The organism is Ruegeria profundi, assembly GCF_049800715.1.
GTDB lineage: Bacteria > Pseudomonadota > Alphaproteobacteria > Rhodobacterales > Rhodobacteraceae > Ruegeria > Ruegeria profundi_A.
The window spans coordinates 78,768-98,324 of record NZ_JBNAFO010000011.1 but is presented as its reverse complement, the minus strand read 5'-3'; the positions used below and the strand labels follow the sequence as shown (position 1 = coordinate 98,324).

20 protein-coding genes are annotated in these 19,557 nt (G+C 59.1%); 8 read left to right on the top strand and 12 right to left on the bottom strand.

Translation table 11 applies throughout. From position 1 onward, the window contains the following. Nucleotides 1-57: 57 nt before the first annotated feature. The 4 genes from ACP15L_RS17330 (at nucleotide 58) to ACP15L_RS17315 (ending at nucleotide 3,119) form a co-directional block, all read left to right on the top strand. Nucleotides 58-501, top strand: coding sequence for a MaoC family dehydratase (locus tag ACP15L_RS17330; RefSeq protein ID WP_074736482.1), 444 nt, complete (start codon nucleotides 58-60; stop codon nucleotides 499-501). A 181-nt stretch (nucleotides 502-682) separates the two neighbouring features. After that, nucleotides 683-1,615: a bifunctional riboflavin kinase/FAD synthetase gene (locus ACP15L_RS17325; RefSeq protein WP_425085127.1), complete on the top strand. Its 933-nt coding sequence runs from the start codon at nucleotides 683-685 to the stop codon at nucleotides 1,613-1,615. Next, nucleotides 1,612-2,085 carry a YcgN family cysteine cluster protein gene (locus tag ACP15L_RS17320; protein WP_425085126.1) on the top strand — a complete coding sequence of 158 codons (474 nt, stop codon included), beginning with the start codon at nucleotides 1,612-1,614 and terminating at the stop codon, nucleotides 2,083-2,085. Before ACP15L_RS17325 ends, ACP15L_RS17320 begins: the two co-directional genes overlap by 4 nt. Beyond that, the gene (locus ACP15L_RS17315; RefSeq protein ID WP_425085125.1) at nucleotides 2,085-3,119 is read left to right on the top strand and encodes a threonine aldolase family protein; all 1,035 of its coding nucleotides are present in this window, start codon (nucleotides 2,085-2,087) and stop codon (nucleotides 3,117-3,119) included. Before ACP15L_RS17320 ends, ACP15L_RS17315 begins: the two co-directional genes overlap by 1 nt. Nucleotides 3,120-3,218: 99 nt before the next feature. Here the strand turns inward: ACP15L_RS17315 and ACP15L_RS17310 are convergent, their stop codons facing one another. Then, on the bottom strand, nucleotides 3,219-3,821 hold the full coding sequence (locus tag ACP15L_RS17310) for a 2-hydroxychromene-2-carboxylate isomerase (protein WP_425085124.1): 603 nt from the start codon (nucleotides 3,819-3,821) through the stop codon (nucleotides 3,219-3,221). 107 nt (nucleotides 3,822-3,928) lie between these two features. Between ACP15L_RS17310 and ACP15L_RS17305 the strand changes: the two genes are divergently transcribed. Together ACP15L_RS17305 and rpiB are read left to right on the top strand one after the other, a co-directional pair. Continuing rightward, the gene (locus ACP15L_RS17305; RefSeq protein ID WP_170637503.1) at nucleotides 3,929-4,948 is read left to right on the top strand and encodes a ribose-phosphate pyrophosphokinase; all 1,020 of its coding nucleotides are present in this window, start codon (nucleotides 3,929-3,931) and stop codon (nucleotides 4,946-4,948) included. Between the two features lie 102 nt (nucleotides 4,949-5,050). Continuing rightward, nucleotides 5,051-5,491, top strand: coding sequence for a ribose 5-phosphate isomerase B (gene rpiB, locus ACP15L_RS17300; RefSeq protein ID WP_170680348.1), 441 nt, complete (start codon nucleotides 5,051-5,053; stop codon nucleotides 5,489-5,491). Nucleotides 5,492-5,534: 43 nt separating this feature from the next. On the opposite strand, the gene ACP15L_RS17295 is transcribed toward rpiB, so the two are convergent. The 7 genes from ACP15L_RS17295 to ACP15L_RS17265 form a co-directional block, all read right to left on the bottom strand. Further along, nucleotides 5,535-5,885 carry an H-type lectin domain-containing protein gene (locus tag ACP15L_RS17295; protein WP_170374626.1) on the bottom strand — a complete coding sequence of 117 codons (351 nt, stop codon included), beginning with the start codon at nucleotides 5,883-5,885 and terminating at the stop codon, nucleotides 5,535-5,537. 116 nt (nucleotides 5,886-6,001) lie between these two features. Then, the gene (locus ACP15L_RS17290) at nucleotides 6,002-6,412 is read right to left on the bottom strand and encodes a F0F1 ATP synthase subunit epsilon (RefSeq protein ID WP_425085123.1); all 411 of its coding nucleotides are present in this window, start codon (nucleotides 6,410-6,412) and stop codon (nucleotides 6,002-6,004) included. Nucleotides 6,413-6,424: 12 nt separating this feature from the next. After that, the gene (atpD, locus tag ACP15L_RS17285) at nucleotides 6,425-7,849 is read right to left on the bottom strand and encodes a F0F1 ATP synthase subunit beta (protein WP_170460468.1); all 1,425 of its coding nucleotides are present in this window, start codon (nucleotides 7,847-7,849) and stop codon (nucleotides 6,425-6,427) included. An 18-nt stretch (nucleotides 7,850-7,867) separates the two neighbouring features. Then, nucleotides 7,868-8,746 carry a F0F1 ATP synthase subunit gamma gene (locus ACP15L_RS17280; protein ID WP_170374620.1) on the bottom strand — a complete coding sequence of 293 codons (879 nt, stop codon included), beginning with the start codon at nucleotides 8,744-8,746 and terminating at the stop codon, nucleotides 7,868-7,870. A gap of 12 nt (nucleotides 8,747-8,758) precedes the next feature. After that, entirely contained in the window at nucleotides 8,759-10,297 is a 1,539-nt protein-coding gene (gene atpA / locus ACP15L_RS17275; RefSeq protein ID WP_170374618.1) for a F0F1 ATP synthase subunit alpha, read from the bottom strand. Next, entirely contained in the window at nucleotides 10,298-10,858 is a 561-nt protein-coding gene (locus ACP15L_RS17270) for a F0F1 ATP synthase subunit delta (RefSeq protein ID WP_170468341.1), read from the bottom strand. A 300-nt stretch (nucleotides 10,859-11,158) separates the two neighbouring features. Then, entirely contained in the window at nucleotides 11,159-11,893 is a 735-nt protein-coding gene (locus ACP15L_RS17265; RefSeq protein ID WP_170722335.1) for a class I SAM-dependent methyltransferase, read from the bottom strand. A 62-nt stretch (nucleotides 11,894-11,955) separates the two neighbouring features. Between ACP15L_RS17265 and gloB the strand changes: the two genes are divergently transcribed. Both gloB and clpA read left to right on the top strand, forming a co-directional pair. Then, nucleotides 11,956-12,723, top strand: coding sequence for a hydroxyacylglutathione hydrolase (gene gloB / locus ACP15L_RS17260; RefSeq protein WP_425085122.1), 768 nt, complete (start codon nucleotides 11,956-11,958; stop codon nucleotides 12,721-12,723). Between the two features lie 174 nt (nucleotides 12,724-12,897). Continuing rightward, nucleotides 12,898-15,222 carry an ATP-dependent Clp protease ATP-binding subunit ClpA gene (clpA, locus tag ACP15L_RS17255; protein WP_170460457.1) on the top strand — a complete coding sequence of 775 codons (2,325 nt, stop codon included), beginning with the start codon at nucleotides 12,898-12,900 and terminating at the stop codon, nucleotides 15,220-15,222. An 84-nt stretch (nucleotides 15,223-15,306) separates the two neighbouring features. On the opposite strand, the gene ACP15L_RS17250 is transcribed toward clpA, so the two are convergent. From ACP15L_RS17250 to ACP15L_RS17235, 4 genes are all read right to left on the bottom strand, one after another. After that, nucleotides 15,307-15,948: a hypothetical protein gene (locus tag ACP15L_RS17250; protein ID WP_425085121.1), complete on the bottom strand. Its 642-nt coding sequence runs from the start codon at nucleotides 15,946-15,948 to the stop codon at nucleotides 15,307-15,309. A gap of 111 nt (nucleotides 15,949-16,059) precedes the next feature. Beyond that, nucleotides 16,060-17,739 carry a peptidoglycan -binding protein gene (locus ACP15L_RS17245; protein WP_425085120.1) on the bottom strand — a complete coding sequence of 560 codons (1,680 nt, stop codon included), beginning with the start codon at nucleotides 17,737-17,739 and terminating at the stop codon, nucleotides 16,060-16,062. Between the two features lie 3 nt (nucleotides 17,740-17,742). After that, nucleotides 17,743-18,921, bottom strand: a complete 1,179-nt coding sequence (locus ACP15L_RS17240; RefSeq protein WP_170664719.1) for a biopolymer transporter ExbB — start codon at nucleotides 18,919-18,921, stop codon at nucleotides 17,743-17,745. A 68-nt stretch (nucleotides 18,922-18,989) separates the two neighbouring features. Further along, nucleotides 18,990-19,520, bottom strand: a complete 531-nt coding sequence (locus ACP15L_RS17235) for a gamma-glutamylcyclotransferase (RefSeq protein ID WP_425085119.1) — start codon at nucleotides 19,518-19,520, stop codon at nucleotides 18,990-18,992. Between the last annotated feature and the right edge of the window lie 37 nt (nucleotides 19,521-19,557).

Sequence of the window (19,557 nt, the reverse complement as noted above, 5' to 3'; positions counted from 1 at the left end):
CCAGCGGATGGCCGATGGTAGACTTTTATTACTCGGCAGATTTCAAGTGAGGGCACCATGTTGGACAATCTTCCACGCGGAACGATCTGTATTGAAGACATCGAGATGGGCATGTCCCGCCACCTGCGCAAAGTGGTGACGGATGAAGATATCGAGATGTTCGCGCAGGTCTCAACCGACCGGAACCCTGTGCATCTGGACGATGATTACGCGCGCGATACGATCTTTGAAGGCCGCATTGCGCATGGGATGCTGACGGCTGGGTTGATCTCGGCCGTGATTGGCGAGCAATTGCCCGGTCACGGGACGGTCTACATGGGTCAGTCACTGAAGTTTCTGGCCCCGGTGCGCCCCGGCGACATGGTCTATGCCGAGGTCAAGGTGATCGACATTGATTTTGCCAAACGCCGCGTAAAGCTGGACTGTCACTGCGCGGTCGACGGCAAGAAGGTTCTGGTCGGTGAAGCCATGGTCCTTGCCCCGTCGCGTAAGTTCGACTGAGCGAGTAGACACGCACCCCTGCCACAGAGGGGTTTGATCGATGCAGCAATGACCGGCGCGCTGCAATGGTCATCGCTAAACCGAATGACACACAGCTCTGCACCATCCGAGCGGGTCGAATTGTCCGAAATTCTCGAAGGTCACGCTTGAACATACTGTTGATGAACAGTACCCAAAGCGCATGCAAATCATCCGGGACTTCCAGTATATCGAGCCAGAAAATCGCGGCGCCAGCGTGGCGATCGGGAATTTTGATGGCGTCCATGTGGGGCATCAGTCGGTTATCGAACTGGCGCGGAATGCGGCTCCGAATGCGCCTCTGGGCGTGCTGACGTTTGAACCGCATCCGCGTGAGTATTTTGCACCCGATGCGCCTCCGTTCCGGTTGATGCGGGGGAACGCGCGGGCGCACCGGCTTGAGAAGCTGGGTGTGCAGAAGCTGTACGAGCTGCCCTTCAATGCCGCTTTGGCCGGGCTGACCCCCGAGGAATTCGCGCGCAACGTGATCTGCGACGGTCTGGGGTTGTCTCATATCGTTGTGGGGGCCGATTTCTGCTTTGGCAAAGGTCGGGTTGGAACGGCCCAGGATATGGTGCGCTTTGGCGAGCAAATGGGGTTCGGTGTGACCATCGCCCCCTTGATGGAGCGGTCCGAGAACGTCGTCTCTTCGACCGCGATCCGCACCGCGCTCAGCGAAGGCCGCCCCGCCGATGCGGCGACCATGCTGGGCCATTGGCATCGCATCGAAGGCGAGGTCATCGGCGGCGAGCAGCGCGGGCGCGAGCTGGGCTTTCCCACCGCTAATATGTCGATCGAGGGCCTGCACCCGCCAAAATTCGGTGTTTATGCCGTTCTGGTTGATGTTCTGGACGGCCCCAACAAGGGTTCCTACCAAGGCGCGGCGTCGATTGGCGTGCGACCGATGTTCAATGGTGAGGTCCCCAATATCGAGACCTTCCTGTTTGATTTCTCCGGCGATCTTTACGGCGCAACCCTCTCGGTCGGGTTGGTCGAATTCCTGCGGCCTGAATTGAAGTTCGATAGTCTGGACGGGCTGATCGCCCAGATGGATGCCGATTGCGCGAAGTCGCGCGAGATTCTGGCGGCTCGATGAGCGTGGATCCGATCAACCGCGCGGACCTGCCCCCGCGCTTTTGGGAACGCAAACCCCTGCGCAAGATGAACCAGCGCGAGTGGGAGGCGCTCTGCGATGGGTGCGGCAAATGTTGCCTGAACAAGCTGGAAGACGAAGACACAGGCGAGGTCGCGCTGACCTGTGTTGCCTGCCGTCTTTTGGACGATGAAAGCTGCCGTTGCACCCAGTATGACATCCGGCACCAGTTCGTGCCCGAATGCATCGTCATGACGCCAGAAAACATCGACTCGCACGCCTACTGGCTACCCCAAACCTGCGCCTATCGCCTGCTGTGGGAGGGTAAGCCTCTCTATGATTGGCACCCCTTGCTGTCTGGCACAGCCGATAGTGTGCATGCCGCCGGCGTCTCGGTTCAGGGGTGTACCGTTTCCGAGTTCGAGACCCCCATGGAAGAGTGGGAAGACTATATCATTGAGGAGCCGACCTGATGTATTTTGCCTCTGACAACTCCGGGCCTGTCCATCCGCAGGTACTGGCAAAACTGGCCGAGGCCAATCAGGGCTATCAGATGGCCTATGGGGCGGACACGCTGATGAATGAGGTCCGGGACCGCCTTCGCAGCATTTTCGAAGCCCCCGGCGCGGCGGTTTATCTGGTGGCGACCGGAACGGCGGCGAATTCACTGGCGCTGGCCACCCTCTCCAACCCCTGGGAGACGATCTTTTGCTCTCCGGTCGCGCATATCCACGAGGACGAATGCAATGCGCCCGAATTCTACAGTGGCGCCAAGCTGACCCTAGTGCCGGGCACTGACAAGATGACCCCCGAGGCTCTGCGCCGGACGATTTCCGTAGAAGAAACGCGTGGTGTGCATGGGCCGCAACGAGGACCGGTTTCCATCACACAAGTGACTGAGCGAGGGTCGGTTTATTCGCTGGAAGAATTACAGGCGCTCTGCGCCGTAGCGAAAGAGTATGACCTGCCGGTGCATCTGGATGGCGCGCGGTTCACGAATGCTCTTGTCGCGTTAGGATGTTCACCGGCCGAGATGACATGGAAGGCCGGCGTGGATGCGGTCAGCTTTGGCGGGACCAAGAACGGCTTGATGGGCGTCGAGGCGGTGATCTTCTTCGACGAATCCAAAGCATGGGAATTCGAGCTGCGCCGCAAACGCGGAGCGCATTTGTTCTCGAAACACCGATATCTGTCCGCCCAGATGGCAGCCTATCTGGAAGACGATCTTTGGCTGACATCTGCCCGTCAGGCGAATGCAAACTGTGCTCGTCTGGCTGAGGGTCTTCGGGTGAAAGGAGCCGATTTCCTGCATGAGCCGCAGGCCAACATGATCTTCGCCTCCTTCCCGCGCGCCAAACACCGCCAGCTTCATGCGGCGGGCGCGGTCTATCACCTGTGGGGGGCGCAGTTGGAAGGCGCGGATGAGGCAGAACCGCTGCCCTGCCGTCTGGTCTGCGACTGGTCGATCAGCCATGAACAGATCGACCAGTTTCTATCACACCTGTAGGGCAGTTTGCGTTTGTATTGAATCGAAATTCGCTGCCTCTCCCTTCGGTCGAACGCGTATTTCGATCACCTTGCCAATGCAAAACGCAAAGCGCCGGGCTCAGCCTTTCAACGCGGCCAAATGTTGGTCGAGGTCGTCCAGACTGTCTTGCCCCCAGAACCGCTGACCATCGGGTGTGATGTAGAACGGCGCGCCGAAAGCTCCGCTCTCCACGGCCTCTTCCAGATTGGCGGCGTAAGTCTCGGCCCCCACCAGCAGGCCGCTATCGGCCAGATTGGCATCGAACCCGGCTTGCGTCAGACAATCACGGATAACGTCGTCCTGCGCAACGTCTTTCTCTTCGGCCCAACACGCGCGCAGCAGGGAATGGCATAGTTTACCCACATCCCCCGATCCATCCTTTGCTGCCGCAATCACGGCATAAGAGGACGGAGCCATATTGGTCGGCCAATGCGCCGGTTTCAGGTTGAACGGTACGCCTAACTTTTTCGCGACCCGCACCAAATTCTGTGCGCGGTATTCAATGCGGGAGATATGCCGGTCTTTTGGTGGCGTCCCGCCCGTGCGCCCGAACAGCGCCATGATGTCCAGCGGTTTGTAATTGATCGTCGCGCCGTGCTTGGCTGCTATCTCCTCCAGCCGTGTGCCCGCCAGATAGGTATAGGGCGAAATTGTCGCAAAATAGTAGTCAATCTGGGTCATCTGCACTTTCTCCGCTGCGTTGTCTTTGCGGAACGGTAAGGCCATGCTAAGCGGTGTCAACATCACGAATCTGTCACATTGCCAACGCTGCCCGGGGACTCCAGCCGATGCCGACACTCCACGAACCCAAGCTGATTGCTGGGAACGCTAACCTTCCGCTTGCCGAAACCATTTCACGCCGCATGAGCCTGTATCGTGGCGTTGATCAGGGCCTGGTCGATGCCCGCGTCGAGCGCTTCAACGACGGCGAGATTTTCGTCGAGGTATTCGAGAACGTCCGTGGCGAGGATATGTTCATCATCCAGCCGACCTCAAACCCGGCGAATGACAACTTGATGGAGCTGCTGATCATCGCCGACGCGTTACGCCGCTCGTCTGCGCAGCGCATCACCGCCGTGATCCCTTACTTTGGCTACGCCCGTCAGGACCGCCGCACCAAAGCGCGCACACCGATCTCGGCCAAGCTGGTCGCCAACATGCTGACCGGCGCAGGGATCGAGCGGGTTCTGACCATGGACCTGCACGCGGCCCAGATTCAGGGCTTTTTCGACATCCCGGTGGACAACCTTTATGCGTCGCCGATCTTTGCCCTGGATGTGAAAAACCAGTTCAAAGACAATATGGATGAGATCATGGTGGTCTCCCCCGACGTCGGCGGCGTGGCCCGTGCACGCGAACTGGCCAAGCGGATCGAAGCCCCCCTGTCGATCGTCGACAAACGCCGCGAAAAGGCCGGTGAAGTGGCTGAGATGACCGTCATCGGCGATGTCAAAGACAAGATCTGCCTGATCGTCGATGACATGTGCGACACTGCCGGCACCCTGTGCAAAGCGGCGCAGGTGCTGCTGGACAACGGCGCGAAAGAGGTCCACTCCTACATCACGCATGGCGTCATGAGCGGACCCGCGGTTGAACGTGTGACGAATTCGGTGATGAAATCTCTGGTTCTGACCGACACGATCCAGCCGACAGATGCGATCCTGAAAGCCAAAAACATCCGCATCGTGCCGACCGCGCCGATCTTTACCCAAGCCATCCTGAACATTTGGAACGGTACCAGCGTCTCGTCCCTGTTCGAGGACAAGACCCTGACCCCGATCTACGAATCCATGTACCAGATGGACTGACCTGACAGGGCGGCTTGCGATAGCCGCCCTTTTCTTTTTAGCAGCGGCAGATTAGGACGCCCCTGCCCTTTCTCTACCACCATACAGCGGGACAGCGTTCTTATGACTGACACCAAACGCGTCGTTCTTTCCAGCGACCACGCCGCCATCGACCTGCGTCAGACCCTAGCCGCACATATCGCCCAAGCCGGGTGGGAGGTCGTCGATATCGGCCCCACCACGCCTGAAAGCACGCATTACCCTCTGCACGGCAAGGCTGCGGCTGAACGTGTCGCCTCGGGCGATTGTGCGTTGGGTATTCTGCTGTGTGGCACAGGCCAGGGGATCATGATGGCAGCGAACAAGGTTCCGGGTATCCGCTGTGGCGTCTGCTCGGATTCGTTCTCGGCCCGGATGATCCGCCAGCACAACAACGCCAACATGTTGTCCATCGGTGCGCGCGTCATTGGCGAGGGTCAGGCCCTCGATATCGTAGACGCGTTTCTGACGGCCGAGTTCGAAGGCGGCCGCCATGCAACACGCGTGGACATGATCGAAGACTGATCAAAGCATTGGCCCGCATGACCTGCGGGCCATGGCACCGGCCTTATGAGATGTCCCAATCATCCTCATGGGCAACTTCACCAATAGCCGTCCATGAGGCGCGGATACGCGCGATCTTCGTGTCGGACCAAGTTCGAAACACAGCCGTGAACCCTTCGGCCGTGATCTCTTCGGCCTGCACCTCGGCGCGCAGGGCCGAGGAAGTATCCACATCCCACAAAGACACTCCGATCTGGATCAACGGAGCTGACCGGAACGACTGGCTGAATTTCACCGGGGAACGACGCTCACGCGGACCATTGCCCGTCCACATGTCGCCGCCGTTCGAAAAGTCCGAGAACAGAACCGTCTCGCCTTGGTCAATACCTATAGGATGGGTTCGAAAAGTCTTCATATTATTATGTCTTTAACTCGTAATTACCGGAACTTATTCCACAGTTATCTCACAATCACGACAAAAAAACGGCCCCGCGAAAGCGAGGCCGTTCAATTCTTCTGCAGGTGAACCTGTTACAGGCTCATATGCGTTCCAAGGGCTTCCATGTCGGCCAGCAACTTGGCGGCTTCGTCGACGATGGACTGATCATCACCTTCCTTGGCCGCATCATGCGAGGCACGCGCGTCAGCGATCAGGTCATCGAGATGCGACCGGGTCACTTCGGCAACCGGAATGGCCTTTTCGGCCAGAACCGACAGGCCATCACCGTTGATCTGAGCAAACCCACCGGTCACCAAATATTCGCTGGTGCCCTCGGGTGCGTCGACCTTCAGTAGCCCTGGGCGCAGCGTGGTGATCGTGGGGGCATGATCGGGCATGGCCGTCATATCCCCGTCCGCGCCGGGTAGCTGGACCGCGGTGGCCGCGAGCGAAGCGAGGCTCCGCTCGGGGCTGACGAGGTCGAATTGCATTGTGTTTGCCATCAGGGATACTCCTTAGGCGGCTTCTGCGGCCATCTTCTCCGCTTTGGCGATCACTTCGTCGATGCCGCCAACCATCAGGAAGGCCGCTTCGGGCAGGTGATCGTATTCGCCAGCCACAACAGCTTTGAACGATGCGATGGTCACGTCCAGAGGAACCTGAACGCCCGGCGAACCGGTGAAGACTTCGGCAACGTCGAACGGCTGCGACAGGAAGCGCTCGATCTTACGGGCGCGGGCAACGGTCAGTTTGTCTTCTTCCGACAGTTCGTCCATGCCGAGGATGGCGATAATGTCCTGCAGCGACTTGTAGCGCTGGAGGATCTGCTGAACGTCGGTCGCAACCGCGTAGTGCTCTTCACCAACGATGGCCGGGTCCAGCAGACGCGACGACGAGTCGAGCGGGTCAACAGCCGGGTAGATACCCTTTTCCGAGATCGCACGGTTAAGAACGGTGGTCGCATCCAAGTGAGCAAACGAGGTGGCCGGCGCGGGGTCGGTAAGGTCGTCCGCAGGCACGTAGATCGCCTGAACCGAGGTGATCGAACCCGACTTGGTCGAGGTGATGCGTTCCTGCAGGGCGCCCATGTCGGTCGCCAGTGTCGGCTGGTAGCCCACCGCCGAAGGAATACGACCCAGCAGAGCCGAAACCTCGGAGCCCGCTTGTGTGAAGCGGAAGATGTTGTCGACGAAGAACAGAACGTCCGTACCGGACTGGTCGCGGAACTGCTCGGCAAGAGTCAGACCTGTCAGAGCAACGCGCGCACGCGCACCCGGAGGTTCGTTCATCTGACCGTAAACCAGCGCAACCTGCGATTCCGACAGGTTGTCAGGCTTAATAACGTTCGATTCGATCATCTCGTGGTACAGGTCGTTCCCTTCACGGGTCCGTTCACCAACACCCGCGAACACCGAGAAGCCCGAGTGCACTTTTGCGATGTTGTTGATCAGTTCCATGATCAGAACGGTCTTACCAACGCCGGCGCCGCCGAACAGGCCGATTTTACCGCCTTTGGCGTAAGGTGCCAGCAGGTCAACAACCTTGATGCCCGTGACCAGGATTTCCGACTCGGTCGACTGTTCGTCGAACTCAGGAGCAGGCTGGTGGATCGCACGGGCTTCAGTTGCTTCAACAGGGCCTTTTTCGTCGATCGGCTCGCCGACAACGTTCAGGATGCGGCCCAGAGTTGCGTTACCAACCGGAACCGAGATCGGTGCGCCGGTGTCGGTTACAACTTCGCCACGGACCAGACCTTCCGTCGCGTCCATCGCGATGGTACGGACGGTGTTTTCACCCAGGTGCTGAGCAACTTCCAACACCAGGCGCTTGCCGTTGTTGGTGGTTTCCAGCGCGTTCAGAATTTCAGGCAACTGATCTTCGAACTGCACGTCGACGACGGCCCCGATGATCTGTGTGACTTTGCCTTTTGCATTCGCCATGTTTCGTCTCCGGTTTTCTTACAGCGCTTCGGCGCCGGAAATAATTTCAATCAGCTCGTTGGTGATCACGGCCTGACGCGAGCGGTTGAACTGGATCGTCAGCTTGTCGATCATCTCACCCGCGTTGCGTGTCGCGTTGTCCATCGCGGACATCCGTGCACCCTGTTCAGACGCTCCGTTTTCGAGCAGAGCCGAGAAGATCGCGGTCGCAACCCCCTTGGGCAGCAGGTCAGCCAAAATGGCCTCTTCGCTGGGCTCGTAGTCGAAGATGGCACCGCTGTCGTCACCTGCCGCTTCGTCCTCGAACGAGGCGGGGATAACCTGCTGTGCCGTCGGGATCTGTGTCACAACGTTGACGAACTTCGAGTAGAAGATCGTGGCAACATCGAACTCACCCGCATCAAAGCGAGACAGGACGTCCTTCGCAATGTCTTGCGCATTGGTGTAGCCAATACGTTTGACTTCGCTCAGGTCGACATGACCTACGAACAAATCGCCCAGATCGCGCTTGAGCGCGTCGCGGCCTTTTTTGCCGACGGTCAGAACTTTGACCGTTTTGCCTTTGCCGCGCAGCTCTTCCGCTTTGGCACGGGCAAGCTTTGCGATGTTCGCGTTGAAGCCGCCACACAGGCCGCGTTCAGCTGTCATCACAACCAGCAGATGGACATCATCACTGCCCGTACCACGGAGCAGCTTGGGGGCGCTGTCGCTACCCCCGACCGAAGCCGCCAGCCCCGCCATCACGGCATTGAACCGCTCGGCATAGGGGCGCGAGGCTTCAGCAGATTCCTGGGCGCGGCGCAGTTTTGCAGCCGCGACCATCTGCATGGCCTTGGTGATCTTGCGGGTCGATTTGACCGACTCGATCCTGTTTTTAAGGTCCTTCAGACTAGGCATCGGAACCTCCTCTTATGCGAAGGTCGCGGCAAATTCGTCGATCGCTGCCTTGATCTTGTCGGACGCTTCACCTTTGATCTTCGGATCTTCGTCGGTGAGCCATGTCAGCAGGTCAGCGTGCTTACCGCGCAGATGCGCCAGCAGACCGGCCTCGTAGCGGCCAACATCCGATACGTCGATCTTGTCGAGGTAACCGTTGGTACCGGCGAAGATGACGCAGACGATTTCCGCGTTGGTCAGCGGCGAGTACTGCGGCTGTTTCATCAGCTCGGTCAAACGCGCACCACGGTTCAGCAACTGCTGAGTTGCGGCGTCGAGGTCCGAACCAAACTGCGCAAACGCGGCCATTTCGCGGTACTGAGCCAGTTCCAGCTTAACCGGACCAGCGACCGACTTCATCGCATTTGTCTGAGCCGAGGAGCCCACACGCGAAACCGACAGACCGGTGTTCACCGCAGGACGGATGCCCTGGTAGAACAGTTCGGTTTCCAGGAAGATCTGACCGTCGGTGATCGAGATCACGTTGGTCGGAATAAACGCCGAAACGTCACCACCCTGAGTTTCGATAACCGGCAGAGCGGTCAGCGAGCCTGCACCGAAATCTTCGTTCAGCTTCGCCGAACGCTCCAGCAGACGGGAGTGGAGGTAGAAAACGTCACCCGGATATGCTTCACGGCCCGGCGGGCGGCGCAGCAGCAAGGACATCTGACGATAGGACACAGCCTGCTTCGACAGGTCATCATAGATGATCAGCGCGTGACGGCCATTGTCACGGAAGTATTCCGCCATCGCAGTCGCAGCGTAGGGCGCCAGGAACTGCATCGGCGCCGGGTCGGACGCGGTCGCGGCAACAACGATCGAGTATTCAATCGCGCCGGACTCTTCCAGTTTCTTCACCAGCTGCGCAACGGTCGAGCGCTTCTGACCAACCGCAACGTAAACGCAGTACAGTTTCTTCGACTCGTCGTCGCCTGCTGCGTCGTTGTAAACCTTCTGGTTCAGGATGGTATCCAGAGCAACGGCAGTTTTACCGGTCTGGCGGTCACCGATGATCAGCTCACGCTGGCCACGGCCGATCGGGATCATCGCGTCAACCGATTTCAGGCCGGTTGCCATCGGCTCGTGCACCGATTTACGCGGGATGATGCCAGGGGCTTTAACGTCTGCAACGCCACGCTTGGTTGCGTTGATCGGGCCTTTGCCGTCCAGCGGGTTGCCCAGACCGTCTACAACGCGGCCCAGCAGCTCGTCACCGATCGGAACGTCCACGATCGAGTTGGTGCGCTTAACGGTGTCACCTTCTTTGATGTCACGGTCAGAACCGAAGATAACAACACCAACGTTGTCGCTTTCCAGGTTCAGGGCCATGCCCATGATGCCACCGGGGAATTCGACCATTTCACCGGCTTGCACGTTGTCCAGGCCGTATACACGGGCAATCCCGTCACCGACGCTCAGCACGCGGCCGATTTCGGCCACTTCGGCTTCCTGACCAAAATTCTTGATCTGGTCCTTCAGGATTGCAGAAATCTCTGCAGCTTGGATTCCCATTTATCCGACCTCTTTCATTGCATTCTGTAGGGAGTTCAGCTTCGAACGGATCGAACTATCGATCATTTTCGAGCCCACTTTAACGACAAGACCGCCGATGAGGCTTTCATCCACGGTCGCATTGATAGTCACGGTCTTGCCCACACGCTCGGACAGCGTCTTGGACAGTTTTTCCATTTGCGTCTTGGTCAGCGCCTTGGCCGAGGCGACATCGGCGGTTACTTCGCCGCGCTCTTCGGCCAGCATGTCGCGCAGGACCTGCACCAGCTGCGGCACCACAAACAGGCGACGCTTCTGCGCCATTAGACCCAGCGTATTGCGCAGGATGGCGTTCAGGCCCATCTTGTCAGCAACAGCGGCAATGGCACCTTCCTGTTCGGCGCGGGAAACCAGCGGAGATGCGATCAGGTCGCGCAGATCGGCGCTTTCGCCCAGTGCTGCTGCAAGATCATTGATGCCGGATTCCAGACCTGCAAGGTCTTTGTTCTCTTTTGCGATCTCGAAAATCGCGGTGGCATAGCGCTCGGCGATGCCTGTGGAAATCGAAGCTGGTTCGGACACGTCCACCCTTCCGATACTTAGGCCCCGAAAACCGCGCGCGCAGCCAACCCGGGGGCGTGAAGATACCCCGTCCTTGAAGGGCGGGGATCAAAATCACCGGGGATGTATCAGAGGTGCTTCCACCAAGCAATACGCGATAGCGGTAACTGAATTATCCACAAATCGTTAGTTTTCATAAGCTTAACCCAAGTGCGACCGTTTGGACCCCTCGGCGCAGTTGAAAAATGTTACTGATTTGCAGGTTTTTGCGATTCCTGTGACCTTTTTCCCGCATTTTTTCCCGCAGACTGCACGGAATCGTCACGCCGGCTTCAGCAAACCGTCCAGCGCTTTGATCGGGCGTTTCACCTTGTCTTTGGTGACCGTACCGCTTGGCGGGCGGATCAGCTTGCTGACCTCAACCATCAGCACGCCTCCGGCCATTACGGTGGGAATGCGCTGGCCGGTTTTTTCGATCAGGCTACCCGATTTTAGCCAAAACCGCCGGAACGAGGGCGGAAGATACAGCGCGGAACAGTGGTTTTCAGGCACGAAATGATGGCTGCGCAGGAGGTTCTCGAGTTGCGTGGCCGAATATGGGTGACCAAATCCGAACGGTGTCCGGTCGGACCGCGACCACAGCCCCGCCCGGTTCGGCACTACAAAAAGCGCTCTGCCCCCCGGCCCCAACACGCGCCAGCATTCCTCAAGCACCTTGCTGGGCTGTTCCGAGGTCTCAAGCCCGTGCATCACCACCAGCTTGTCCACGTGGCCCGTCTCAATCGGCCAAAGCGTCTCTTCGGTCAGGACCGAGACATTGGGCATCCCGGCAGGCCAGGGCATCACCCCCTGAGGACCCGGCATCAATCCGATAACCCGCCGCGCGTCGGCGAGGTAGGGCCGCAGAAGTGGGACCGCAAAGCCAAATCCGGCCACCGTCTGGCCCTTCGCCTCGGGCCAGAGGTCGATCAGCCGACCACGAATCGCAGCCTGCGCCGCACGGCCCAGCGTGCTGCGATAGTAGAAATTCCTCAGATCCTGCACATCAAGATGCATTGCGGACACCCGGTCAATCGGCTTAGCTGAGGCGCAGTCTAGCAACGAAAGGGCAAAAGGCCATGCCTCTTGAGATCGTAACCATCCCATGTCTCAGCGATAATTACGCGTTTCTTGCGCATGATGCCCAAAGCGGCGCGACCGCGCTGATCGACGCACCCGAAGCCGGGCCCATCCTGGCCGAGTTGGAGGCGCGCGGCTGGGCCCTCAGCCATGTCTTGCTAACCCATCACCACTGGGATCACGTCGATGGGCTGCCCGGAATTCTTGAAAAACACCCGGCCAAGGTGATCGGAGCAGCAGCTGATGCACACCGCCTGCCCCCGCTCGACCAACAAGTCAGCGACGGTGAGAACTTTGAGATCGCAGGTGAGCCAGTTCAGGTAATGGATGTCTCGGGGCACACTTTGGGTCACGTCGCCTATTACATTCCGCAAAGTGCCGCTGTCTTCACTGCGGATAGCCTGATGGCGCTGGGATGCGGGCGCTTATTCGAAGGCACGCCAGAGCAGATGTGGCGATCACTCAGCAAGCTTGCGGCGCTGCCGGATGACACGCTGGTCTGTTCGGGCCACGAGTACACCCAGTCTAACGCCAAATTCGCCGTCACTGTCGACCCAACCAACACGGCGCTACAACAGCGCGTCGTCGATATCGACCGCGCGCGCGCCTCGGGGCAGCCCACGGTGCCCTCGAAACTGGGTCTGGAAAAAGCAACCAACCCGTTCCTTCGAGCCGAAGATCCGGCGATTCTAGCCCATTTGGGCATGGAAGGCGCGGACCCAGTTGCTGTTTTTGCCGAGATCAGGGGTAGAAAAGACAATTTCTGATGCCTATTTGACCATCCTCACGGCCACTCTCACAACAAATGTGACTGTCAAGTGAAAGAAAACCCTTGAAGCCGGGCGTCGATCAACCAAACTCTAATAGTATGAGGACATGGTTGGGATGGGGATCCGGCCGCAAGCCTGCCCCCTTCTGACCCAAGACAGAGGAGCACCCGCGTGCCTTCATTCTCGAGCACTTTGGAACAAGCCATTCATGCAGCTCTGGCAGCGGCGAATGAACGGCGACATGAGTTTGCTACGTTAGAGCATCTATTGTTGGCGCTATTGGAAGAGCCTGACGCAATCCGGGTCATGAAAGCCTGCAGCGTCGATCTGGATGAATTGCGCAGTACTCTGGTCGAATTCATTGATGAGGATCTGTCGAACCTCGTCACCGATATCGACGGGTCCGAGGCCGTGCCAACGGCAGCATTCCAGCGCGTCATCCAGCGCGCGGCCATTCACGTGCAAAGCTCGGGCCGGACTGAGGTCACAGGCGCCAACGTACTGGTCGCCATCTTCGCCGAACGCGAAAGTAACGCCGCATATTTCCTGCAGGAACAGGACATGACCCGTTATGACGCGGTCAATTTCATCGCGCACGGCGTCGCGAAAGACCCGGCCTATGGCGAAAGCCGCTCGGTCTCGGGCGCGGATCAGGTCGAGGATGAAGTGCAGGCCACCGCCAGCGACGAAGATCAAAAAGAAAGCGCGTTGGGCAAATATTGCGTCGATCTGAACGCGAAATCGCGCGCAGGCGATGTGGACCCGCTGATCGGCCGCGCCGATGAGGTCGAGCGCTGCATTCAGGTGCTGTGCCGCCGGCGCAAGAACAACCCATTGCTGGTGGGTGACCCCGGCGTGGGCAAAACGGCGATTGCCGAAGGTCTGGCGCATAAGATCGTTGCTGGCGAAGCCCCGGATGTACTTTCGAACACCACCATTTACTCGCTCGACATGGGCGCTCTGCTGGCCGGAACCCGCTATCGCGGCGATTTCGAAGAACGTCTCAAAGCGGTCGTGACTGAGTTGGAAGATCACCCAGATGCGGTGCTGTTCATCGACGAAATCCACACCGTGATTGGTGCCGGGGCGACGTCGGGCGGGGCCATGGACGCCTCAAACCTGCTGAAGCCTGCGCTTCAAGGGGGCAAGCTGCGCACCATGGGCTCGACTACCTACAAAGAATTCCGTCAACACTTCGAAAAAGACCGCGCGCTCAGCCGCCGGTTCCAGAAAATCGACGTGAACGAGCCTTCGGTTGAAGACAGCGTGAAGATCCTGCGCGGTCTGAAGCCCTATTTCGAAGAGCATCACGCCATCAAATACACAGCGGATGCGATCAAAACCGCTGTGGAACTCTCGGCGCGCTATATCAATGACCGTAAACTGCCGGACAAGGCGATTGACGTCATTGACGAGGCCGGGGCCGCGCAGCATTTGCTGGCCGAAAGCAAGCGTCGCAAGACAATCGGTGTGAAGGAGATTGAGGCCGTTGTTGCCAAGATTGCCCGTATCCCGCCGAAGAACGTCACCAAGGACGATGCGGTGGTTCTGAAAGACCTCGAAGCCTCGCTCAAGCGCGTGGTCTTTGGTCAGGATGACGCCATTGTGGCCTTGGCCAGCGCGATCAAACTGGCGCGCGCCGGGCTGCGGGAGCCTGAAAAGCCCATCGGCAACTACCTGTTCGCCGGTCCGACCGGTGTGGGTAAGACCGAGGTGGCGAAACAGTTGGCCGATAATCTGGGCGTGGAACTTCTGCGCTTTGACATGTCGGAATATATGGAGAAACACGCGGTCAGCCGTCTGATCGGTGCGCCTCCGGGCTATGTCGGGTTTGATCAGGGCGGTCTGCTGACCGATGGCGTCGACCAGCATCCTCACTGCGTCTTGCTGCTGGATGAGATCGAAAAAGCGCACCCGGATGTGTTCAACATCCTGCTGCAGGTCATGGACCATGGCGAGCTGACCGATCACAACGGCCGCACCGTGAACTTCCGCAACGTGGTGCTGATCATGACCTCGAACGCGGGCGCGCAGGAACAGGCAAAGGCTGCCATCGGCTTTGGCCGCGACCGTCGCGAGGGCGAAGACACCGCCGCAATCGAGCGGACGTTCACGCCGGAATTCCGCAACCGTTTGGACGCGGTGATCTCCTTCGCGCCGCTGCCGAAAGAGGTTATCCTGCAGGTGGTCGAGAAGTTCGTTCTGCAGCTTGAGGCGCAACTGCTGGACCGCGGCGTGACCATAGACCTGACGCCCAAAGCCGCCGCATGGCTGGCCGACAAGGGCTATGATGACAAAATGGGCGCCCGTCCTCTAGGTCGCGTGATCCAGGAACACATCAAGAAGCCTCTGGCCGAAGAATTGCTGTTTGGCAAACTCGCCAAGGGCGGTGTTGTTCGTGTCTCGGTCAAGAAAGGCGATCTGCACTTGGATATCCTCGGCCCCGATCAGCCGCGTATTCCGGGCAACAAGCCTCCGCTTTTGACGGCGGATTGATCGCGGATCATTTAAACAGAAAAACCCGCCAGTGTTTGGCGGGTTTTTTTCATGTCGAAAACCCTTGTGGTCAAAGTCCGTTTGTCACAGCCCAGTGTGGATCTGACACGCTGGAGCGGTATTGGCGACGGCCCATTTGCCCCGAACCGCCCAATAACCGGATAGCAGGCTGGACGCATAGCGCAGGCCTAGCTGACCTTGAGACAAGGCCGACAGCAAGGCGATGCTCAGATCGCGGGCTTTGCGCAACCGCCCCGCTTTGGTCGGCTTAAAGTATTCAAAATCAATGAACCTGATCTGCTGCCCATCCCAGCACATATCGCGAAAGGCGGGGCGGCCATGGGCAAGATCTGACGCATGAAGCCGCGCCAAGGCCCGGCCTGCGGCGCGACAGGCTGTTTGTTTTTTGAAAAGCCCACGGGAAAGATCCCCACAAAACCGGGTCAGGCTGAGACCCGCATCCTCGACGGCGATGAAATCGGAACCCTCGGCCAAGATGCGCGGCACCGGAACGCCGTTGTTCCACAAATAGCGATGCGATGTCCGGTCCCTGGCAAATGCCACCTTAGGGCAGCCTTTGACCAGCCAAAGGTGGGGCGCAAAATGCTCGACTCGTTTAAGCCAGAACCTGTCTCCGCTTGCAGTCTGGCACAACACAACCCGTCGGTATGATGCTCGCAATGCCGTTTCAATCGTGCAGTACAGGTCTGCTACCCTATGGGCCACGCGCGTCTCCTCTCAACCTATGACAGTAATCTAGGTTTGAGACGGGTGTGTTTCATCGGGTGCGGGCGGCAAATCCAGATCGCAAAGGCGGTTTTTCGCCACGCGAGGGCCTTAGCGCTCGGTCAATTTCAACTCAATTCGCCGGTTCTGTGCCCGCGCCTCGGGCGTGTCTTCCGGGTTGACCGGTTGGAACTCTCCGAACCCGTTCGCGGCCAAGCGATTGGGCGGAATACCCAGCGCTTCGACCATATAGCGCACGACGGAGAGCGCCCTCCCCTGGCTCAGTTCCCAATTGTCGCGGTATCGACCCGAGCCAGCCAAGGGCACATTGTCGGTGTGTCCATCCACCCGGATCACCCAGTTCAGACCTTCCGGGATTTCGGCAGCAACTGTGCGGAGGATCTCAGCGACTTTGGCGACCTCCTGCCGGCCTTCCAGCGACAATACTGCAGAGCCTGTGGCGAACAGCACCTCAGAGGAGAACACGAACCGGTCGCCTTCGATCCGCACGCCATCTTGGTCGCCCAAAACGTCGCGCAGGCGGCCGAAGAATTCCGACCGGTAGCGTTGCAAATCCTCGGCCTGCGCCGCGAGTTCCTCATTCTGTCCGGCCAGCGCTTCGGCCTCAGCCTCAAGGCGTTGACGCTCGGCCTCTTCCAGCAGGCGGCGGCGGCGTTCCTCGGATGCGGCGCGGGCCAGAGCTGCGTTCAGGTCCTGCCCCAGAGACTGGATTTGAATTTCAGCGGCCGTATTGCGGTCCTCGTAGTCATCCAGCAGAGCCTGCAGCGATCCCAATTGTCCGCGTAATGCTGCGATCTGCTGGTTCAACAAAGCGGCCTCGCGCTGCGCCTTTTCGGAAACCGCTTGCTCCGCCGAAAGCGTCTCGCGAGCTACGGCCAGCAATGCATCGCGCTGTTCGGCTAAGGAACGCTGGGATGCTGCATCTTCCTGCGCCTCGGCCTGCGCTGCCAGAGCGGCCTGCAACTGGGCCTCCAGCTCTTCCGCATTCAACCCGCCAAACTGTCGTTCCAGTTCTGCGCGGGCGGCATTTGCTGCGGCCAAAAGGGTCAGGGTATCTTCGGCCTCTTTGCGCTGTGCCTCTAGCGCAAGGGTCATGGCGGTCAGTTCCGCGTCGGCGTTCTGAAGGCGATCCCTCAGAGCTTCGGCAGCGGCGGCCTCCGCCAGCCTGCCAGCCTCTTCCGCACTTAGCTGATCTTCGAGTTGAGCGATCAGTGCCGCACGTTCCTCGCCGCTTTGTTCCAGATCGGCGACCAAAGCCTCCAAAGCCTCACGGCGGGCTGCAGCAAGGCGGGCGGCTTCGGCTTGGGCGTCAATTTCTTCGCGGCTTTGCGCCAAGGCCTGATTCAGACTGTCGCGTTCGCCCAAAAGATCCGCCCGTTGCGTCTCAAGTGCCGCAATTGCGTCTTGCGCCCGTGCCTGATCAGCCAACAGCGCCGCAACTTGAGCCTCAAATCCAGTAATCTGGCTTTGCGCCTCAGCCAGACTATCTTCCGTTTCGGCCAGTGTGGCATTCAAGGCCCCCAACCGCGCTTGCAGACGGCTATTCTCACGCTCTTCCAACCCTAAAGCGCCAGCCAGCGCAGCAACTTCATCCGCAAGGGTCGTCAGCTCATCCTCCTGGCCCGAGATCGTTTCTCGCAGAACGAATTGGATGACCATGAAGATGGTCAGCACGAAGGTCAGAACCATCAACAGACCCGTCATCGCATCGACGAAACCGGGCCAGACCGAGCCCTGGAATCGTTGACCGGTGCGGCGGGAGAGGGCCATGGGTTATTCCCCCTCGTGCGTGGTTCGAACCGCGCCGCGTGGCAGGGTCAGAGCCTTCACCAGCAGTTCGATATCCTTGCGGAATTCGTTCATGCTGTCCTGACGACCGGCGGAGATCTCTTCGAGGATGCGCAGCAACTGAACATCCATCGACCGCAGGCGCATCCGGCTTTCTGCATCGATGCCCTCGCCCGCCCCGTGTTCGCGCATGTGATCCAGCAAGGCGTCCTGACCCAAGGCAACACGCTCCAGCGCGGCGGTAACGCCTTCATTATCCGCCTGACGCTGGTTCATTTGTCCGATGACAGTGACCAATTGACCAAGCTTGTTGGACACGTCGGCCCGCTCTTCCTCCTGCGCCGAGAACAGATCCTGTAGCGCGTTCATCTGATCGGACATGGCGTCAAGAACAGGCGCCAGAACCGCGACCTCAGCCCCGCCATCTTCGCCCGAGGCAAATCCGACCCGGGTGATGCCCGACAGCCATTCCTCAAGCTCGCGGTAGAAACGGTTTTGTCCGTGACCGGCGAAGACCTCCAAAAGGCCCACGATCAATGACCCGGCGAGGCCCAGCAAGGAGGAGCCGAACGCAACGCCCATCCCCTGCAACTGCGCCTCAAGGCCCGTCATCAAACGGTTGAAGACGGCCAGCCCCTCTTCCCCTTCTTGCGGGTTCAGGCTGCGAATGGTGTCGACAATTGCGGGCACCGTGGTGGCAAGTCCAAAGAACGTCCCCAACAGGCCCAGATAGATCAGAACGTTGGTGATGTAGCGGGTGATCTCACGCTCTTCTTCTACCCGTTCCGCCACCGAATCCAGAATGGACCGGGTCGAGGTGGAACTGATCTGCGACCGCGCACCGCGTTCGCGCAGCAGTGAGGCCAATGGCGCAAGCAATTGAGGCGTGCGCGCATCCTCATGCACCACGCCGCCCACAAAGGCCTCGATCCAGCGGACCGAGCCGATCAGCTGCGCGACCTGATAAAAACAGGCGAAGACACCGATGATGAACACCAGCAAGATGAAGCCGTTCAGATAGGGATTCGCAAAGAAGACCGGCAGCACATAGGGCAGCGCCAAAAACACCCCGAGGCCCGACAGGCCTATTGCGATCAGCATCAGAAGAATCTGCCTGATCGGTTGCGAGAAATGCGGTCTCGCGCCCTGTTGTGCCTGCGCCATGCGCGTTATTCCTGGTTCTGCCTGCTCTGGCCTGAATCTAGCGAAAAGACGCCGATGACGCCAAGGGTTTATGCGGTGATGCTGCGCACCCGTTGCGACAACCACTCAAGATCGGGATCGTGCAGGCCGATCTCGGCCAGATGCTCAGTGGTGTTATACAGATATTCCGTGTTTGGACCGCGCCCTCCAACGGCATGGGCGATGATCTGAGCCTGCTCTTCCAAGGGCATGCCGCCGCAATACTGGACGTGATCGGCATCAATAACATAAGTTACGGCATTTACGACCTCACCTTTGTCCAGGTGCACGTCCAGCATCTTTTCGACATAGGCCGACGAAATCAGCTCGCGCTCACGCAGTTCTTGCAGGGTGCGATCCTCATGACCGGCCTCCACGGCCAGCGCCAATCCTTTGCAATGCGCCTCAGGCTGTTCGTCCAACGCCAGCACAAGACCAGGGTGATCTTCAGTGCCGCGATGGTGGATCGAACTCATGCAGAAAGAGCGCGCATATCCGTGCAGCATGGCAAGCTCGCTGCGCGCCACGGGAAAGCCAGGATTCCACAGTAGCGATCCATATCCGAAAACCCACATCGTCATTGCTCTGGTCCTTGCCCGTTTGGGCCTATAAACATCA

What these genes read in the sequence shown, in the direction of transcription:
- rpiB (WP_170680348.1), top strand. Translation starts at nt 5,051, where the DNA reads ATGACTGACACCAAACGCGTCGTTCTTTCCAGCGACCACGCCGCCATC.
- ACP15L_RS17320 (WP_425085126.1), top strand. Translation starts at nt 1,612, where the DNA reads ATGAGCGTGGATCCGATCAACCGCGCGGACCTGCCCCCGCGCTTTTGG.
- ACP15L_RS17305 (WP_170637503.1), top strand. Translation starts at nt 3,929, where the DNA reads ATGCCGACACTCCACGAACCCAAGCTGATTGCTGGGAACGCTAACCTT.
- ACP15L_RS17235 (WP_425085119.1), bottom strand. Translation starts at nt 19,520, where the DNA reads ATGACGATGTGGGTTTTCGGATATGGATCGCTACTGTGGAATCCTGGC.
- ACP15L_RS17290 (WP_425085123.1), bottom strand. Translation starts at nt 6,412, where the DNA reads ATGGCAAACACAATGCAATTCGACCTCGTCAGCCCCGAGCGGAGCCTC.
- ACP15L_RS17280 (WP_170374620.1), bottom strand. Translation starts at nt 8,746, where the DNA reads ATGCCTAGTCTGAAGGACCTTAAAAACAGGATCGAGTCGGTCAAATCG.
- ACP15L_RS17265 (WP_170722335.1), bottom strand. Translation starts at nt 11,893, where the DNA reads ATGCATCTTGATGTGCAGGATCTGAGGAATTTCTACTATCGCAGCACG.
- ACP15L_RS17245 (WP_425085120.1), bottom strand. Translation starts at nt 17,739, where the DNA reads ATGGCCCTCTCCCGCCGCACCGGTCAACGATTCCAGGGCTCGGTCTGG.
- atpD (WP_170460468.1), bottom strand. Translation starts at nt 7,849, where the DNA reads ATGGCGAATGCAAAAGGCAAAGTCACACAGATCATCGGGGCCGTCGTC.
- ACP15L_RS17325 (WP_425085127.1), top strand. Translation starts at nt 683, where the DNA reads ATGCAAATCATCCGGGACTTCCAGTATATCGAGCCAGAAAATCGCGGC.
- ACP15L_RS17295 (WP_170374626.1), bottom strand. Translation starts at nt 5,885, where the DNA reads ATGAAGACTTTTCGAACCCATCCTATAGGTATTGACCAAGGCGAGACG.
- atpA (WP_170374618.1), bottom strand. Translation starts at nt 10,297, where the DNA reads ATGGGAATCCAAGCTGCAGAGATTTCTGCAATCCTGAAGGACCAGATC.
- ACP15L_RS17315 (WP_425085125.1), top strand. Translation starts at nt 2,085, where the DNA reads ATGTATTTTGCCTCTGACAACTCCGGGCCTGTCCATCCGCAGGTACTG.
- gloB (WP_425085122.1), top strand. Translation starts at nt 11,956, where the DNA reads ATGCCTCTTGAGATCGTAACCATCCCATGTCTCAGCGATAATTACGCG.
- ACP15L_RS17240 (WP_170664719.1), bottom strand. Translation starts at nt 18,921, where the DNA reads ATGGCGCAGGCACAACAGGGCGCGAGACCGCATTTCTCGCAACCGATC.
- ACP15L_RS17330 (WP_074736482.1), top strand. Translation starts at nt 58, where the DNA reads ATGTTGGACAATCTTCCACGCGGAACGATCTGTATTGAAGACATCGAG.
- ACP15L_RS17310 (WP_425085124.1), bottom strand. Translation starts at nt 3,821, where the DNA reads ATGACCCAGATTGACTACTATTTTGCGACAATTTCGCCCTATACCTAT.